The sequence below is a fragment of the Pseudarthrobacter sp. HLT1-7 genome (genome assembly GCF_059383435.1).
The window spans coordinates 87,209-104,462 of record NZ_JBWZCH010000003.1 but is presented as its reverse complement, the minus strand read 5'-3'; the positions used below and the strand labels follow the sequence as shown (position 1 = coordinate 104,462).

13 protein-coding genes are annotated in these 17,254 nt (G+C 67.1%); all 13 read left to right on the top strand.

The window, feature by feature from the left end; translation table 11 throughout:
• The first annotated feature begins 110 nt into the window (after positions 1-110).
• The 13 genes from argS to AC50X6_RS04085 all read left to right on the top strand — a co-directional run bounded on the left by argS (position 111) and on the right by AC50X6_RS04085 (position 17,250).
• Complete coding sequence (argS, locus tag AC50X6_RS04145) at positions 111-1,775, top strand: arginine--tRNA ligase (protein WP_494965005.1); 1,665 nt, start codon at positions 111-113, stop codon at positions 1,773-1,775.
• A 5-nt stretch (positions 1,776-1,780) separates the two neighbouring features.
• The gene (locus tag AC50X6_RS04140; protein ID WP_494965004.1) at positions 1,781-3,319 is read left to right on the top strand and encodes a diaminopimelate decarboxylase family protein; all 1,539 of its coding nucleotides are present in this window, start codon (positions 1,781-1,783) and stop codon (positions 3,317-3,319) included.
• Positions 3,320-4,660, top strand: coding sequence for a homoserine dehydrogenase (locus AC50X6_RS04135; RefSeq protein ID WP_494965003.1), 1,341 nt, complete (start codon positions 3,320-3,322; stop codon positions 4,658-4,660).
• Positions 4,661-5,767, top strand: a complete 1,107-nt coding sequence (thrC, locus tag AC50X6_RS04130; RefSeq protein WP_326965633.1) for a threonine synthase — start codon at positions 4,661-4,663, stop codon at positions 5,765-5,767.
• A 2-nt stretch (positions 5,768-5,769) separates the two neighbouring features.
• Complete coding sequence (thrB, locus tag AC50X6_RS04125) at positions 5,770-6,756, top strand: homoserine kinase (RefSeq protein WP_494965002.1); 987 nt, start codon at positions 5,770-5,772, stop codon at positions 6,754-6,756.
• A gap of 319 nt (positions 6,757-7,075) precedes the next feature.
• Positions 7,076-9,277, top strand: coding sequence for a transcription termination factor Rho (gene rho / locus AC50X6_RS04120; RefSeq protein ID WP_494965001.1), 2,202 nt, complete (start codon positions 7,076-7,078; stop codon positions 9,275-9,277).
• 209 nt (positions 9,278-9,486) lie between these two features.
• The gene (prfA, locus tag AC50X6_RS04115) at positions 9,487-10,560 is read left to right on the top strand and encodes a peptide chain release factor 1 (RefSeq protein ID WP_494965000.1); all 1,074 of its coding nucleotides are present in this window, start codon (positions 9,487-9,489) and stop codon (positions 10,558-10,560) included.
• Between the two features lie 16 nt (positions 10,561-10,576).
• Positions 10,577-11,482, top strand: coding sequence for a peptide chain release factor N(5)-glutamine methyltransferase (gene prmC / locus AC50X6_RS04110; protein ID WP_494964999.1), 906 nt, complete (start codon positions 10,577-10,579; stop codon positions 11,480-11,482).
• A 4-nt stretch (positions 11,483-11,486) separates the two neighbouring features.
• Positions 11,487-12,311 (top strand): L-threonylcarbamoyladenylate synthase, encoded by an 825-nt coding sequence (locus AC50X6_RS04105; RefSeq protein WP_494964998.1) that lies wholly within the window; start codon positions 11,487-11,489, stop codon positions 12,309-12,311.
• Between the two features lies 1 nt (position 12,312).
• Positions 12,313-13,221 carry a glycosyltransferase gene (locus AC50X6_RS04100; RefSeq protein WP_494964997.1) on the top strand — a complete coding sequence of 303 codons (909 nt, stop codon included), beginning with the start codon at positions 12,313-12,315 and terminating at the stop codon, positions 13,219-13,221.
• Positions 13,222-13,227: 6 nt separating this feature from the next.
• Positions 13,228-14,187, top strand: a complete 960-nt coding sequence (locus tag AC50X6_RS04095; protein ID WP_494964996.1) for a glycosyltransferase — start codon at positions 13,228-13,230, stop codon at positions 14,185-14,187.
• A 169-nt stretch (positions 14,188-14,356) separates the two neighbouring features.
• The gene (locus AC50X6_RS04090; protein ID WP_494964995.1) at positions 14,357-16,228 is read left to right on the top strand and encodes a polysaccharide biosynthesis protein; all 1,872 of its coding nucleotides are present in this window, start codon (positions 14,357-14,359) and stop codon (positions 16,226-16,228) included.
• Positions 16,225-17,250 (top strand): MraY family glycosyltransferase, encoded by a 1,026-nt coding sequence (locus AC50X6_RS04085; RefSeq protein WP_494964994.1) that lies wholly within the window; start codon positions 16,225-16,227, stop codon positions 17,248-17,250. Before AC50X6_RS04090 ends, AC50X6_RS04085 begins: the two co-directional genes overlap by 4 nt.
• Positions 17,251-17,254 lie beyond the last annotated feature (4 nt).

Here is a 17,254-nt window from a genome sequence, read left to right as displayed (position 1 = left end):
CCGGCTTGGAAAAACGCGGGGGTTCCCGGCTGCGTCCCCGCGCCGGTGACCGGGCCGTCATGACCGGCGCCAAATTCCGCCGCACCGCGGGCCACCGGTAGGCTGGAACCGTGACCCCAGAAGAACTCTCCCTCGCCATTTCCGCCTGCCTGAAAGACGCCGTCGCCGCAGGCGAAATCGGGCTCCCCGCGTCCGACATCCCGGCTGAGGTGCGCGTTGAGCGGCCGAAGAACCGGGACCACGGCGACTGGGCCACCAGCATCGCCCTCCAGCTGGCCAGGGCCGCGGGCACCAATCCGCGGGAGTTCGCCGCCGTCCTAGGTGCCCGGCTGAAGTCCATCGACGGTGTATCCGCCGTCGACATCGCCGGCCCCGGGTTCCTGAACATCACGGTTGACGCCGGTGCGGCCGGCGCCCTGGCCAGGGCAATCGTCGAAGCGGGGGCGGCCTACGGCACCAACTCGGCGCTCGCAGGCCACGTGGTGAACATGGAATTCGTCTCTGCCAATCCCACCGGACCTCTGCACATCGGGCATACCCGCTGGGCAGCCCTCGGCGACTCGATCGCCCGCGTGCTCCGGGCCTCCGGCGCCGAGGTCACAGCCGAGTACTACGTCAACGACGCCGGCTCGCAGATGGACGTCTTCGCACAGTCCGTCCTGTCCCGGCTGCACGGCCGTGGTGTTCCCGACGGCGGCTACCCGGGCGAATACATCGCGGACCTGGGCCACGAGGTGCTCACGCAGCACCCGGACATCCGCGAACTGACCGAGGTGGCGGCGCTGCCGGTCATCCGCGGCGCGGCTTACAAGGCGCAGCTGCACGACATCAAACGGACCCTTGCCGAATTCGGCGTCGACTTCGACGTCTACTTCTCCGAACAGGAACTCCACGACGCCGGCGCCATCGAGGACGCCGTCGCCCGGTTGCGGGAGCAGGGCCACGTGTACGACGACGGCGGCGCAGTCTGGCTGCGCACGACGGACTTCGGCGACGACAAGGACCGCGTGATGGTCCGCGCGAACGGGGAGCCCACATATTTCGCGGCCGATGCTGCCTATTACCTGTCCAAAAAGGACCGCGGCTACACCGAGAAGATCTACCTGCTCGGCGCAGACCACCATGGCTACATCAACAGGCTCAAGGCCATCGCCGCCGCCGCGGGCGACGATCCCGAGGTCAACATCGAGGTCCTGATCGGCCAGCTGGTCTCGGTCAACGGCGCCAAGCTGTCCAAACGGGCCGGCAACATCATTGAGCTTAAAGACCTCATCTCCTGGCTCGGGAAGGACGCCGTCCGCTACTCGCTGGCCCGCTTCCCTGCCGACTCGCCACTCGCACTGGACCCCGATCTGCTCACGAAGCACAGCAACGAAAACCCGGTGTTCTACGTCCAGTACGCCCACGCCCGCTCCCGCGGCACGGCCCGCAACGCCGTCGCGGCGGGTGTGGACCGCCGTGTAGACGGCAAAGACAGCTTCGAAGCCTCGCTGCTGGACCACGCGACCGAAAACGAGCTGCTCTCCCATCTGGGCAGCTACCCCTCGATCGTGGCCAGGGCGGCCGAGCTGCGCGAGCCGCACCGGATCGCCCGCCACCTCGAGGTCATCGCCGGCGCGTACCACCGCTGGTACGACGCCTGCCGGGTGGCGCCGCAGGGCGAGGAACCCATTACCGACCTCAACCGCACCCGGCTGTGGCTCAACGACGCCACCAGCCAGGTGCTGGCCAACGGACTGGAACTGCTAGGCGTCTCGGCGCCGGAACGGATGTAACCATCATGACCGCGAACCCCGCAATCCCGTCCGCCGCCGGCACGACCGACGCCGCCGCCGCCGCCGGCGCCTCCCCGCTGGCGCCCGGATGGCTGCAGGTCCCCGCCGACCTGAACGCGCTCCACGCGCCGCTTTGGGCGGCCGGTGCGGCCCGGACCGCCGGCGGCGAACTCGCTATCGACGGGATTCCCGTCAGCGAACTGCAGCGCCAGTTCGGCACCCCGCTGTACGTCCTGAGCGAGAGCGATTTCCGGAGCCGGGCACGCGCCTTTTCCGACGCGTTCAATGATGCGTTCGCGGACATCTGCGGGGGAGTGGATGTCTACTACGCCGGGAAGTCCTTCCTGTGCACGGCGGTGGTCCGCTGGGTCGAGGAAGAAGGGCTGCGGCTGGACACGGCCTCCGGCGGGGAACTCGCCGTCGCTGCGCGCGCCGGGATTCCAGGCGCCGACATCGCGCTGCACGGCAACAACAAGTCCGACGCCGAGATCCACCGCGCCCTGGACATGAAACTGGGCCGGATCGTGGTGGACAGCCTCGCTGAGCTGGACCGCGTTGCGAAGATCGCGGACGCCCGCGGCGAAAGGGCGAAGGTCATGCTGCGGCTGACCCCCGGCGTGCACGCCCATACCCACGAATTCATCGCCACCGCGCATGAGGACCAGAAATTCGGCCTCTCCATGGCCGGGGATTCCACCGAACAGGCCGGGCTCTCCGCGGCCGAGGAAGCCGTGGCGGCGGCCGCCGGCTACCCCGGCATCGAACTGCTTGGCCTGCACTGCCACATCGGCTCGCAGATCTTCGAACCGGACGGCTTCGCCCTCGCCGCGGAAAGGCTTCTGGACTTCCTCGCCGCCATGCAGGCCAAGTACTCCATCGTGCTGCCCGAACTGGACCTCGGCGGCGGCTACGGCATCGCCTACACGCCGGTGGACACCCCCCGCCCGGCCGCCGAGATCGCCCGGGCGATGGCCGCCGTCGTCCGCACAAAATGCGCCGGGCTGGGCATCTCCGCCCCGCGGATCTCGATCGAACCCGGCCGGGCGATCGTGGGCAGCACCACCTTCACGCTCTACGAGGTGGGCACCCTCAAGACCGTGCGGGTCGATGCGACCGCGGCCGGCACCGGTGACTCGGACGAAGCCGCCGAACCCGGCACAACCGGCGAAAACGTTACGTACCCGCGCCGGTATGTGTCAGTGGACGGCGGCATGAGCGATAACCCCCGTCCGGTGCTGTACGACGCGGATTACTCCGCAATTCTTGCCTCCCGCACGTCCGCCGCGGCTCCGCAGCTGTCCCGCGTGGTGGGCAAACATTGCGAGAGCGGCGACATAGTTGTTAGAGATGTATACCTGCCCGAGGACGTGGCAGCCGGTGATCTGCTCGCTGTCCCGGGGACCGGCGCCTACTGCTGGGCCCTGTCCAGCAACTACAACTATCTGGCCCGGCCGGGCGTTGTCGCGGTGGGCGATGGATCCGCCCGGCTGATTGTCCGCGGGGAAACCGAAGAAGATTTGCTGAACCGCGACATGGGAGTCTGAATGACCGAATTACGAACCCTGAAGGTGGCCCTGCTGGGCTGCGGCAACGTCGGGGCCCAGGTTGCGCGGATTCTCCTGGACGATGCCGAGATGCTGGCGTCCCGCGCCGGCGCCCGGCTGGAACTGATAGGCATCGCCGTACGCGACGTCGCGGCCCCGCGCGACGTCGAACTGCCGCACGAGCTGTTCACCACCGACGCCGAAACCCTCGTCAAGGACGCCGACCTGGTGATTGAGCTGATGGGCGGGATCGAGCCCGCGCGGACCCTGATCCTGACCGCCATGCGGAACGGCGCCTGCGTGGTGACCGGCAACAAGGCGCTGGTGGCCAAAGAGGGCCCGACGCTGCACGAGGAAGCCGACAAGGCCGGCGTTCAGCTGTCCTACGAGGCCGCCGTGGCCGGCGCGATCCCCATCCTGCGGCCCATCCGCGACAGCCTCTCCGGCGACCGGATCACCCGGGTGCTCGGCATCGTCAACGGCACCACCAACTTCATCCTGGACCAGATGGACTCCACCGGTGCGCAGTTCGCAGATGCCCTGGCAGAGGCGCAGCGCCTGGGGTACGCGGAGGCCGACCCCACCGCCGACGTCGAGGGCCACGACGCCGCCTCGAAGGCCGCGATCCTCGCGTCGCTGTCCTTCCACACCCGCTTCTCCCTGGCCGATGTTTACTGCGAGGGCATCAGCTCCGTCACCGCCGCGGACATCGCCGCCGCGAAGGATGCCGGCTTTGTGATCAAGCTGCTGGCGATCGCCGAGAAGCTGGGGGCCACAGGCAGGGAAACAGGCTCGGACACCGACGGCGCGACGGGCGTCTCGGTCCGCGTTCACCCCACGCTGCTCCCGCGCGAACACCCGATGGCAGCGGTCCGCGGCGCGTTCAACGCCGTCTTCATCGAAGCCGAAAACGCCGGCGAGCTGATGTTCTACGGCCAGGGAGCCGGCGGCACGCCCACCGCGTCCGCCGTGATGGGCGACCTCGTCTCGGCGGCCCGCAGCATCGTCCTGGGGGGCCCCGGCCGCGCCGAGACCGCCACCGGCCAGGTCCCGGCGCTGCCTATCAGCGCCGCGGCCACGAGCTACTACATCGGCCTCGACGTCGCGGACCAGCCCGGCGTCCTGGCCCGGATCGCCCAGCTCTTCGCGGAGCACGGCGTGTCCATTGAAATCATGCGGCAGACCATCCAGCGCGATGCCGACTCCAAGATTGAGTCGGCGGCACTGCGGATCGTGACGCACCGCGCAAGCGAGGCTGCACTGGCAGCCACCGTCGAGGCCGTGAAGGGTCTCGACGTCATCAATTCCGTTACATCCGTACTGCGGGTAGAAGGAGTCTAAGTGGCTCACCAATGGCGCGGTGTCATCCGCGAATACGCTGAACGCCTGCCCGTCACCGAGGCCACCACGGTCATCACCCTGGGCGAGGGCGGCACCCCGCTGGTGCACGCCCGGAAGCTCTCCGAGCTGACCGGCAGCGCCGTCTACCTCAAGGTCGAAGGGATGAACCCCACCGGATCCTTCAAGGACCGCGGAATGACGATGGCCATGACGGCTGCCGTTGCCGCCGGCGCCAAGGCGGTGGTCTGCGCGTCCACCGGCAACACCTCCGCCTCCGCAGCGGCCTACGCTACGGCGGCCGGGCTCACATGCGTCGTGTTAGTGCCCGAGGGTAAGATCTCGATGGGCAAGCTCAGCCAGGCGATCGCGCACGGCGCGACGCTGCTGCAGGTTGACGGCAACTTCGATAACTGCCTCGACATCGCCCGAAAGCTGGGGGAGTCCTACCCGGTGTTCCTGGTCAATTCGGTCAACCCGGCCCGGATCGAAGGGCAGAAGACCGGTGCCTTCGAGGTGGTCGACTCGCTCGGCGACGCCCCGGACTTCCACGTCCTCCCGGTGGGCAACGCCGGGAACATCACCGCGTATTGGAAGGGCTACAAGGAGTACTGCACGCCGTACGAGTCCGCCACGGCAGGCACCCTGCCCGCGGTCTCCACGAAGACCCCGGTCATGTGGGGCTTCCAGGCTGCAGGCGCCGCGCCGTTCGTGGCGGGCCACCCCATCACCGAGCCCGACACCCTTGCGACGGCGATCCGGATCGGCAACCCTGCCTCCTGGGACGGCGCCATCGCCGCCCGCGACGAATCCGGCGGCGTGATCGAAGCCGTGACGGACGAGGAAATTCTGTCCGCCCACCGCTGGCTCTCGGCCCGTGAAGGCGTCTTCGTGGAACCGGGCTCTGCCGCCGGCGTCGCGGGACTCATCAAGAAGCACGCCGCCGGGGAAGTCCCCGCGGGTAAGACCATCGTGATCACCGTCACCGGCCACGGCCTGAAAGACCCGCAGTGGGCCCTGCGCACGGAAGACGGCAGCGAGGTGGAGCCGGTGAAGGTCGCCAACGACGTCGTTACCGTCGCCACCGCCCTGGGACTGGAAGATCAATAGCCGTGGAAACCACCCTCACCATCCCGGCCGAGTCCGCTGCCGGTGCGCCGGCGATTCCGGCCGGGCAGCTCGTGACTGTGCGGGTGCCGGCTACGAGCGCCAATCTGGGGCCCGGCTACGACAGCCTGGGCCTGGCACTGTCGCTGCATGACACCCTGACGGTGGAGACCCTGGCCAGCGGCGAGCTCGAGTTTGAACTCAGCGGCGAAGGTGCCCAGACACTGCCCCGGGACGCGAGCCACCTCGTAGTCAAGGCCATCACGGAAGCACTGCATCGCCTGGGATTCCGCCATGAGGGGCTGCGGATCACCGCCGACAACGTCAATCCGCACGGCCGCGGCCTGGGTTCCTCGGCGTCCGCGGTGGTCGCGGCCGTCACCGCGGCCAACGCCCTGGTTCCGGAGGCGTCCCGCCGGGACAAGGACTGGATCCTGCAGCTGACGAGTGAGATGGAAGGCCACCCTGACAACGTTGCCCCCGCAATTTTCGGCGGACTGGCGCTGTCATGGCAGGACAGTGACCGGTACAGCAGCACCCGCGCGGCTGTGGCTGGTTCGGTGATTCCCGTCGTCGCCGTCCCGGACTTCGAGCTGTCAACGGCAGCCGCCCGCGCGCTGCTGCCTGCCTCGGTGGGTCACCACGCGGCGGCGATGAATTCGGGCCGGGCTGCCCTGCTGATCCACGCGCTGACGCAGAAGCCGGAATTCCTGCTTCCCGGAACCCGGGACTACCTGCACCAAAGCTACCGGGCCCAGGCGATGCGGCCCAGCGCGGACCTGATCGCCGCACTGCGGCGCGAAGGCCACGCCGCCGTGGTGTCCGGGGCCGGTCCGACCGTGCTCGTTCTCGCCAACGGGGCAGTGCAGGCCCGCACGGTGGTGGACTTCATCGGCGCCTTTACGGCAGGCAACACGCCGGAGGTGGGCTGGCGTGTGATGACGCTGGCCGTCGACGGTGAAGGTGCTAAAGTGGAAGTGCACCGGCGGTAATCACGCAGGCGGTAAATCAGTTACTGTTCGTAAGACCGCGATGTTGGCCAAGTTGCCTCTCTCATCTTTCACTGCGCAATATCTTCCGGTGCCACCTGCTTTTGGTCTGATGCAGGAATCCGCAGACATCAGCTCTGCACCCCTGAATTGTCAGCCCGTCGTTCCTTAATTTCGGAACCAGGTGAAGCAGTATCCGGCCCTGCCGGCCAATATCCATCCGGCAAAGCCGAAATCCCGGCTGCAGATCTGAACTGCAGCCCAGATCAAATCATCGCGTCCAGCTCCTAGTCTGGACGCCGTCGAGGGGGAAGGATCCTTCGTGACCGAAACCACTGAGCTGTCTTTAGCTGTGGAAACATCATCTTCTGCTGCCGGATCGTCTACGGCAGCACCCGCCAAGAGCAGTGGCCTTGCCGGCCTCAAGCTCGCCCAGCTCCAGGCTCTTGCCAGCCAGCTGGGGATTCCCGGCGGTTCCCGGATGCGGAAGGGCGATCTGGTCTCAGCCATTTCGGCGCACCGTGCAGGCACTCCGGTCAGCAAGGCCCCGGCCAGCGCCGCCGATAAGGCGAGCAGCAACGGCACCGCAGCCCACGCCGCTGCTCCGGCGGTTGCGCCGGCGGCCGCCGAGTCCGAGGCTCCCGCCCAGGAAAACCCCCGTGCCCGGGGCCGTGGCCGCAGCCGCCGCGCAGGCAGCGACGGCGTCATCACGACGCCCGCCGCCGAGTCCCCGGCCGCAGCCGCTCCGACGGAGGCCCCCGCGGTTTCCGTTGAGACCGGCACTGCCGAGACCGGTTCTGCTGATAACGGCGCCGCCGTTTCCGGCGGGACGGAAGCCGGCGAACGCACCCGCCAGCCGCGTACCCGCAACCGCCGCCGCAGCGAAGCCGCAGCCCAGAGTGCTGATGGTAGCGAAGCTCCGGCCGAGCAGGCCCCCGCCGAACAGCGCACGGATCAGCGCACCGATCAGCGCCAGGCGGAGCAGGGCAGCGACGACGGCCAGCGCCGCGAGAACACCCGCACCCGTGGCGGCCGCGACACCGCCGAGACCGCAGTTGCCAGGGACAACGCCGGTAACCGCGACAACGCTGGTAACCGGGACAACGCTGGTAACCGGGACAACGCCGGTAACCGGGACAACGCCCGCGACAACGACGACGCTGACGGCGGCAGCCGCCGGAACCGCCGCAACCGGCGTGACCGCAACGACCGCAATGACCGTCCCGACCGCTCCGGTGGCCAGGACAGCCGCGACAACACCCCGCGCAACGACCGCTTCCGCGACCGCAACGACCGCCGTCGGGGCCGCGTCCAGGGGCCGGACGTCGACGACGTCGAGGTCACCGAGGACGATGTCCTGGTGCCTGTCGCCGGTATCCTGGACGTGCTCGAAAACTACGCGTTCATCCGCACATCCGGCTACCTGCCGGGTCCGAACGATGTGTATGTCTCCCTCGCCCAGGTCAAGAAGTACAACCTGCGCAAGGGCGACGCCGTCGTCGGCGCCATCCGTGCACCGCGTGAAGGCGAGTCCCAGCAAGCGAATCAGCAGCAGTCCGCCCGCCAAAAGTTCAACGCTTTGGTCCGCATCACCTCGGTCAACGGCAAGACGCCCGAGGAACTCAAGGACCGCGTCGAATTCGCGAAGCTCGTCCCGCTGTACCCCTCCGAGCGCCTGCGCCTGGAGACGGACCCCAAAAAGATCGGTCCGCGGGTCATCGACCTGGTTGCCCCGATCGGCAAGGGCCAGCGCGGCCTGATCGTTTCGCCGCCGAAGGCCGGCAAGACGCTCATCCTGCAGTCCATCGCCAACGCCATCACCATCAACAATCCTGAGGTCCACCTCATGATGGTGCTCGTTGACGAACGCCCCGAAGAAGTCACGGACATGCAGCGCACCGTCAAGGGTGAGGTCATTGCCTCCACGTTCGACCGTCCTGCCGACGACCACACCACCGTGGCCGAACTTTCCATCGAGCGCGCCAAGCGTCTCGTGGAAATGGGCATGGACGTCGTGGTGCTCCTTGACTCGATGACCCGGCTGGGCCGCGCCTACAACCTGGCAGCGCCGGCGTCGGGCCGCATCCTGTCCGGTGGTGTGGACTCCGCAGCGCTGTATCCGCCGAAGCGTTTCTTCGGTGCAGCCCGCAACATCGAAAACGGCGGCTCGCTCACCATCCTGGCAACCGCGCTCGTCGAGACCGGCTCCAAGATGGACGAGGTCATCTTCGAAGAGTTCAAGGGCACCGGCAACATGGAACTGCGCCTGTCCCGCCAGCTCGCGGACAAGCGCATCTTCCCGGCCGTGGACGTCAATGCGTCCGGTACCCGCCGGGAGGAAAACCTGCTGTCCCCCGAGGAAGTCAAGATCATGTGGAAGCTGCGCCGCGTCCTTTCCGGACTCGAAACGCAGCAGAGCCTTGAGCTGCTGACCAACAAGATCCGGGAGACCCAGAGCAACGTCGAGTTCCTCATGCAGGTGCAGAAAACGACGCTTGGTGCGAAGTCCGATAACGACAAATAGCTGAGTCAACCGCTCGAAAATTGGCGGCCGTTCCCTGGCCGCCAATTTTTCGAGCGGTTGTTGCGTTAAAGCGGATCCTGAGTTAGCCGGTTCCTCCGCGTCAAAAAGCAACGCGGGGTCACATAGAGCCCATGAGGGCCCGGGACATGGGCCGTATGTGACCCCGCGTTGCAGTAACTAGACTTGAGAGAGTCGAAAGAGGTTTTGAAATGTTTGAGTCCGTACAGGGCCTGTTGGATGAGCATGATGCCATCCAGGCGCAGCTTGGGGATCCTGCTGTTTATGCTGACCAGAAGGCTGCCCGGAAACTGGGGCGGCGTTCCGCGCAGCTGAACGGCATTGTCGAGGCCTATCATGCCTGGCATGGAATCCAGGATGACCTTGCGGCCGCCCGGGAAATGGCGGGGGAGGACCCGGAGTTTGCTGCGGAGGTGCCCGTGCTGGAGGCTGCGCTGGAGACGGCCGCGGCGGAGTTGCGCCGGCTGCTGATCCCGCGCGATCCGGACGATGCCCGCAACGTGATCCTCGAGGTCAAGGGCGGTGAGGGCGGCGACGAGGCTGCCCTGTTCGCCGCTGACCTGCTGCGGATGTACACCCGGTACGCGGAAACCCGCGGCTGGAAGACCGAGATGATTTCCTTCAACGAATCGGACCTGGGCGGATACAAAGATGTCCAGGTGGCCATCAAGGGCAGCTCGAACGATCCGGCCGAGGGCGTCTACGCGCGGCTGAAGTTCGAGGGCGGCGTGCACCGGGTGCAGCGCGTCCCCGTGACGGAATCCCAGGGCCGCATCCACACCTCGGCTGCCGGCGTGCTGGTGCTTCCCGAAGTGGACGAACCTGAAGAACTCGAGATCAACCAGAACGATCTCAAGATCGACGTCTACCGTTCCTCCGGCCCCGGCGGCCAGTCCGTGAACACGACCGACTCCGCCGTCCGCATCACCCACCTTCCCACCGGAATCGTGGTGGCCATGCAGAACGAGAAGTCGCAGCTGCAGAACCGTGAAGCGGGCATGCGCGTGCTGCGTGCCCGGATACTGGCCCACCAGCAGGAGCAGATCGACGCCGAGAACTCGGCCCAGCGCAAGTCGCAGATCCGCACCATGGACCGCTCCGAGCGTATCCGCACCTACAACTACCCGGAAAACCGGATCGCGGACCACCGCACCGGCTACAAGGCCTACAACCTGGACCAGGTCATGAACGGCGACCTGGAACAGGTGATCCAGTCGGCCATCGAGATGGACGAACAGGCCCGCCTCGACGCCATCGGCGACTAGTACCGGACCCGGTTTGATGACAGACGAATCAGGGCCAAGCCTGGCGGAGGCGGTCCGCGACGCCACGGCCGTCCTGGCCGCTGCCGGCGTTCCGAGCCCGCGGGTCGACGCCGAACTCCTCGCTGATCACCTGCTCGGCGTCGGACTCGGCCGGCTCCGCGCCCTGCTGCTGGGCGACGCGCCGGCGCCCGAGGGCTACAACGAACTCGTCGCGGAGCGCGCCCGGCGCATCCCGCTGCAGCACATCACCGGAGTGGCGCACTTCCGCTATCTGGAGCTGGCGGTGGGCCCGGGGGTGTTCATTCCCCGGCCGGAAACCGAATCCGTCGTGCAGCTGGTGATTGACCGGCTGCAGGGGATAGCGCGGCCCAGGGTGGTGGACCTCGGCACCGGATCCGGCGCCATCGCCGGGTCGGTTGCCCACGAGGTTCCCGGCGCCGAGGTGTACGCGGTGGAGTTCAGCGAGTTCGCCCATGCCTGGGCCGCGAAGAACCTGCTGCCACTCGGGGTCAACCTGGTCCGCGGTGATTTGCGCGATGCGCTGGGCGAACACAACGGCACCTTCGACGTCGTCGTCTCCAATCCTCCCTATATACCCGCCCAGGCCATCCCCAAGGAGCCCGAGGTGGCGCTGCATGATCCGCCCGAGGCCCTGTACGGCGGGGGAGCGGACGGAATGGAACTTCCGACGGCGGCCGCCGCGTCTGCGGCCCGGCTGCTGGTCCCAGGCGGCTACTTTGTGATGGAACACGCCGAAGTCCAGGCGGGCTGGATCGCCGCGATGCTGAACCGCTCGGGACTGTGGACCGGGGTGGGCACCCATCTGGACCTCAACGGCAAGGAACGGGCCACCAGTGCGGTCCTCGCCGCCCGGGCGGCCGCCCCGGTAGTCCGGCCAACCCAAGAAGTGATGAAAGGATAGGGCAGTGACCACTAGCTACGACTGCACGGCCGCCGACCAGCGCGCCGCAGGACTTGAACACGCCCAGCGGGCCATCCGGGAGCACAAGTGCGTGGTGTTCCCCACCGACACCGTGTATGGGATTGCCGCGGATGCCTTTTCGCCCCAGGCCGTAACCCTGCTCCTTGCCTCAAAGGGCCGCAGCCGGAAGATGCCGCCACCCGTGCTCATCCCGAGGCTCAACGCTCTCGACGGACTCGCCGCAGATGTTCCGGCCGAGGCCCGGCGCCTCGCCGAGGCCTTCTGGCCCGGCGGACTGACCCTCATCCTGCACGCCCAGCCCTCGCTCGACTGGGACCTCGGCGAGACGAGAGGCACCGTCGCGCTGCGGATCCCGGCCGACGACATCGCGCAGGACCTGCTCACCCTGACCGGGCCGCTGGCCGTCTCCTCGGCCAACCGGACCGGCCACGCCGCCGCGCAGACCGCCGCGGACGCCGAATCCCAGCTCGCGGAGTCCGTGGAGGTGTACCTTGAAGGCGGACACCGCCCGGTGGAGGGCACCGAGGCGCTGCCGTCCACCATCATTGACGCCACAGCCCTTCCGCTGCGGGTGGTCCGCGAGGGCGCCATCAGCCTGGCACGGCTGCGCGAAGTGGTCCCGGGGGTGCTAGGCATCGACGAGGAACCGGCCGACGTCGTGACCACCGCCGACGTCGAGACCCCCGCCGACGGTGCCGACAGCACCGACAGCCCGCCCGTCAGTGAGGAACCGGCCGACGTCGTGACCCCGCCCGCCGGAACCGACAGCCCCGGTGTACCCGCCGTCGACGATTCACCGAGGAACTGACATGCAGCCCAAAGTCGCCGTCGCGGCCGTCACATTTGACCGCCACGAGGAACTCGCCCTACTGCTCACGGGGCTGGCCAAGCAGACCGCCCCCATTCACTCGATCGCACTTGTGGACTCGGGCACCGTTCCGGCGACGGGGGTAGTGAACGCCGGCGGCGATAACATCAACTACCTGCGCTCCGAGGCAAACCTCGGCGGCGCCGGGGGGTTCGCCTACGCGATCCTGGCCGCCATGGCCAGCGGCGCCGAGTGGATCTGGATGATGGACGACGACGGCCACCCCGAGGACGCGAGCTGCCTGGCGGAACTGCTCAGGACCGCCGAGGAGCACAGCCTAGATATTGTCAGCCCGCTGGTGGCAGCGACCGCCGATCCGGACCGGCTCTCCTTTAACTTCCGGATCAACGGACTCCTGACCAACGACCGCTCCCGGCTTGCCCCGATGGGTTACCTTCCCGACATGGTGCACTTTTTCAACGGCGCCCTGATCCGGACGGAAGTCTTCTACAAGATCGGCATTCCGGACGTGAAGTTCTTCATCCGCGGTGACGAAGTCGACTTCCTTTCCCGGGTCAAGAAGGCAGGCCTCAAGTACGGCACCCTGGCCACCGTCGCGGTCCGGCACCCCGCCACGTGGACGGAAATGAAGCCGGTTTTCGGCGGGTTCATCACCCCGGTCATCCCGGAGGGCGACTTCAAGCGGTACTGCTACTTCCGCAACCGCGGCTATCTTACGCGGAAGTACCGAAACCTGCGCTGGTTCGGCGCGGACATTGTGGGCTTCCCGTACTACTTCCTGAAGACCGGCGACCTCAAGGGGCTGGCGCACTGGTTCCGTGCCTACTCCACCGGCTTCCGCGGAAAGGGCTTCGGCTCACCCGCCCGGCTGATGCAGACCAACAGCTAGGCCGCCGTGAAAAAACTCTTCGCCGTCGTCGTCACCTACAACCGTGCAGACTTCCTGCAGAATCTGCTCGACTCGTTCGGCCGCCTGACCACCCGCCCGGACCGGATCATCGTGGTGGACAACGCCAGCAGCGACCACACCGCTGAGGTTGTCTCCCGCGCCACGGCCGCCGGCGGGCCGCCAATCCAGTACGAACGGCTGTCCGCCAATGTCGGCGGCTCCGGCGGTTTCTCCCGCGGCGTCGAGCTTGCCCTTGAGGGCGGTGCGGAGTGGCTGTGGATGATGGACGACGACGTCGAGGTCCTCCCGGGGGCCATCGAGGCACTGGACAAGTTCACGTCCGACTACTCCTGCCTGATCGGCCGCAGATACGACGCCGCCGGCAAGCCCTTCTTCTGGCAGCACCGCTTCGTCGATGCCCTGGGTATCTTCCTGCCAGTCTCCGGCGATGTCTTCCGGAAGTCCGATGTTTTTCCCACGAACGTGGGAAATTTTGAGGGCATGCTGATCAGGGCGTCGGTGGCCAGGACGATCGGGCTGCCGGACCCCCGCTTCTTCATCACCTGGGACGATCTGGTCTATGGCTGGCTCGCGGCGCAGCAGACGCCGGTGGTCTACGTCAACGCCTTTGTGATCAGGAAGGTCCGGGCCCAGCGCCAGGTGGACCTGGGCGTGCGCCATCTCAACGACTCTTCCGACCTGAGCCGGCGCTATGTGATGCGGAACCGGGGCCACGTGGCCCAGTATCTGCGGGCGCACGGCAAGTTCAATCGGCCGGGATTCGGAGCCGGCACGGCCCTGACGTACCTGAAGGAACTCGTGCGCCTGGTGCTGGTTGAACGGACGCTGAAGGGTGCCGGCGCCCTCTGGCAGGGATGGCGCGAATCGCGCGGCATCCTCGCCGACCGGAACTGGCAGCCGATGCCGCCGGTACCTCCGCAGCAGGCCGGGAACCGGCCTGGCTGACGCCCGGATCTCGGTGAACCGGCTCCTCCCGGCGTTCGCCGACCCGGGCTTCGCAGGTGATTGCGATTAGTATCGTGATAGGCCCCGGTACTGTCCGGCAGTTATACGGCGGGGTATTTTGAAACAGGCGCCTGGCCGCCGTGGTACTGGAAGTCGGTTGCAATCTCTGTTGACTACGAAATCTGAAGCGCGCGAACCCGACGCAGTGCGGGACGAGAAGCCCCCGCTCTGGATCTGGATCCAGCTGTTCCTCGACTCGATGTCCTGGGTTGTGGCGATCGTCCTGGCCTTGTTGCTGCGGTACGAAATGGGAATCCGGGAAGACCAGCTGGTCAATGCCACCATCGTGATGGGCATCGCCGTCGTTGTCCAGGCCTTGGCCGGCTACGCCCTCGCCCTGTACCGCGGCAGGTACCCGTTCGGCAGCTTCCAGGAGGCCAAAGCCCTCGTTTTCGTCACGGTGATTGTGGCCGCCTCGGTCACACTGAGCCTGCTGGTGCTTTACGAAGCCATCGGGATCGGCCGCAGCGTCGGGCTGATCGCTTTCCCGTTTGCCTGCCTCTTTATGGGTGCCGCCCGCTATGCCAAGCGGCTGTATGTGGAGAGTAAGAACCGCCCCGGAGACGGGGCCCAAAACACCCTGATCTACGGCGCGGGTTTCCTCGGCAACTCCCTGCTGACCCGGATGCTGCAGGACTCCGATTCTCCGTACTTCCCGGCAGGCCTGATCGATGACGATCCCGCCAAGAAGCACCTGCGGCTTTCCGGTGTCCAGGTCCTGGGCCGCGGCGATGACCTGCCCGCAATTATCCGGCGCACCCGTGCCACGGTGCTTGTCTTGGCCTTTGCCCATGTGGAAGCGTCCGTCGTCCGGCGGATTTCCGACGCCGTCGCCGGCCTGAATGTCAGGGTGCTGGTCCTTCCTCCACTCCGGGACATGCTCGGCGGAGGGGCGCCGGACGGGTTTTCCGACTTCCGGGATGTGGCGGTGGAGGACCTGATCGGCCGCCGGCCCGTCGACATCAAAGTGGACGAGATTGCCGGCTATATCAAGGGCAAACGCGTGCTGGTCACGGGGGCCGGCGGCTCCATCGGCTCCGAGCTGTGCCGGCAGATCACGCTGTTCTCCCCGGCAGAACTGATCATGCTGGATCACGACGAAACCGGACTGCAGCACACCCAAATCTCCATTACCGGCCGCGGGCTGCTGGCGGGGCGCGACACCGTGCTGGCCAGCATCCGCGACGGGGCGGCGCTGCAGGCGATCTTCGATGAGCGCCGTCCCGATGTGGTGTTCCACGCCGCCGCGCTCAAACACGCGCCGTTGCTGCAGCAGTACCCCATCGAAGCCTGGAAGACGAACGTCCTGGGCACGCTCAATGTGCTGCGCGCCGCGGAACGGGCCGGTGCGTCGCACTTCGTGAACATCTCCACGGACAAGGCCGCGAACCCGACCACTGCGCTGGGCCATTCCAAGCGCGTTGCCGAGAAACTCGCCGCCTGGATGGCGGGCCAGACCGGCCGCAGCTTCGTGTCCGTCCGGTTCGGCAACGTGATGGGGAGCCGGGGATCGATGCTGCCGCTGTTCACGGAGCAGATCCGGGTGGGCGGGCCGGTGACGGTAACCGATCCCGAGGTCACGCGTTTCTTTATGACGATCCCGGAGGCCTGCCAGCTGGTGATCCAGGCCGGCGCCATTGGCCACGGCGGAGAGGTCATGATCCTGGACATGGGGGAGCCCGTCAGGATCCTGGACGTGGCCCAGCGCATGATTGCGATGTCCGGTAAGAAAGTCGAGATCATCTACACGGGGCTGCGGCCCGGTGAGAAACTCCACGAGGAACTCGTTGGGGTCGGCGAGCTGGACGAACGCCCGCTGCATCCGAAAATCTCGCACACCCAGGCCCACGAACAGGACCCGGCCGGGCTGGACCTTGAGGTCTGGCTGGCCCGCTGTGAGGCGGAGCAAGGACTGGACATCGCTGACATCCCCGATGACGAAGCGGACGAAGCGGGCGACAGCATCAGGGCGGCATCATGATGCCCCTCGTCCTGGCAGCCGGCATCACCTTGCTCGCCAGCCTGCTGCTGCCGTTCGCGGTCAAGCCGTGGCTGGTCCGGATGGGAGTCGTGGACGTTCCATCCGCCAGGTCCTCCCACGACCGGACCACCATCCGCGGCATGGGGGTGGCCGTCGCCCTGGCCACCGCCGCTGGGTACCTGGCGGCGATGCTCCTCGGCGCCGTCACCGTGGACCGCTCCGTTTTCCTTGTTGTGTTGGGAATCGTTGCGGCCAGCGCGGCCGTGGGCTGGATCGAGGACCTGCGCGGACTCTCGATCCGCGGCCGTGCCGCCGCGCAACTGGGCATCGGAGCCGCGGGATCAGCAGTGCTTATCCTGCTGACCGGTCAGTCTTTCTGGTGGCTTCCGCTGGCCGCGCTGGCAATTGCCGCGTACATCAACATCGCCAACTTCATGGATGGCGTCAACGGCATATCGGGCCTGCACGGTGTCACCGCAGGCGCAGCCTATGCGGCGGCCGGTGTCTTCGCCGATCAGCCCTGGCTCACCGCCGGGGGAGCGGTGCTGGCCCTGGCCTTCCTCGGCTTCCTGCCCTGGAACCTCTCCCGGGGCTCCGTTTTCCTGGGCGACGTCGGAAGCTACCTTCTCGGCGCCTCGGTTGCTGCTCTCGCGGTGGCCGGGTTCTTTAGCGGCGTCTACATTGAATACGTCCTGTCGCCGATCCTGGTCTATGTCGCGGACACCGGGTTCACCCTGCTGCGCAGGATCAAGGCGGGAGAGCGGTGGTACGCGTCCCACCGGGAGCACGTCTACCAGCGGCTGACCGACGTCGGCTTCTCCCACCTGCAGTCGACCGCAGCGGTCACACTGTGCACTGCCGCCGTCATCGTTCTCGGGTTTGTCGCCGCCACGGCGACGCTGCCCACAGTGGCCCTGTGTGTGGCCGGGAGCCTTGCGGTGCTGGCACTGTACTTATCTTCCCCTGACCTCATCCGGCACTTCCGGAGGCGGCCCAAAGTCACCCGGATCCCTGTTTCCTAGGCGG

Coding starts and splice junctions, on each gene's coding strand:
- prmC (WP_494964999.1), top strand. CDS start 10,577: ATGACAGACGAATCAGGGCCAAGCCTGGCGGAGGCGGTCCGCGACGCC.
- AC50X6_RS04100 (WP_494964997.1), top strand. CDS start 12,313: ATGCAGCCCAAAGTCGCCGTCGCGGCCGTCACATTTGACCGCCACGAG.
- prfA (WP_494965000.1), top strand. CDS start 9,487: ATGTTTGAGTCCGTACAGGGCCTGTTGGATGAGCATGATGCCATCCAG.
- AC50X6_RS04085 (WP_494964994.1), top strand. CDS start 16,225: ATGATGCCCCTCGTCCTGGCAGCCGGCATCACCTTGCTCGCCAGCCTG.
- AC50X6_RS04135 (WP_494965003.1), top strand. CDS start 3,320: ATGACCGAATTACGAACCCTGAAGGTGGCCCTGCTGGGCTGCGGCAAC.
- AC50X6_RS04140 (WP_494965004.1), top strand. CDS start 1,781: ATGACCGCGAACCCCGCAATCCCGTCCGCCGCCGGCACGACCGACGCC.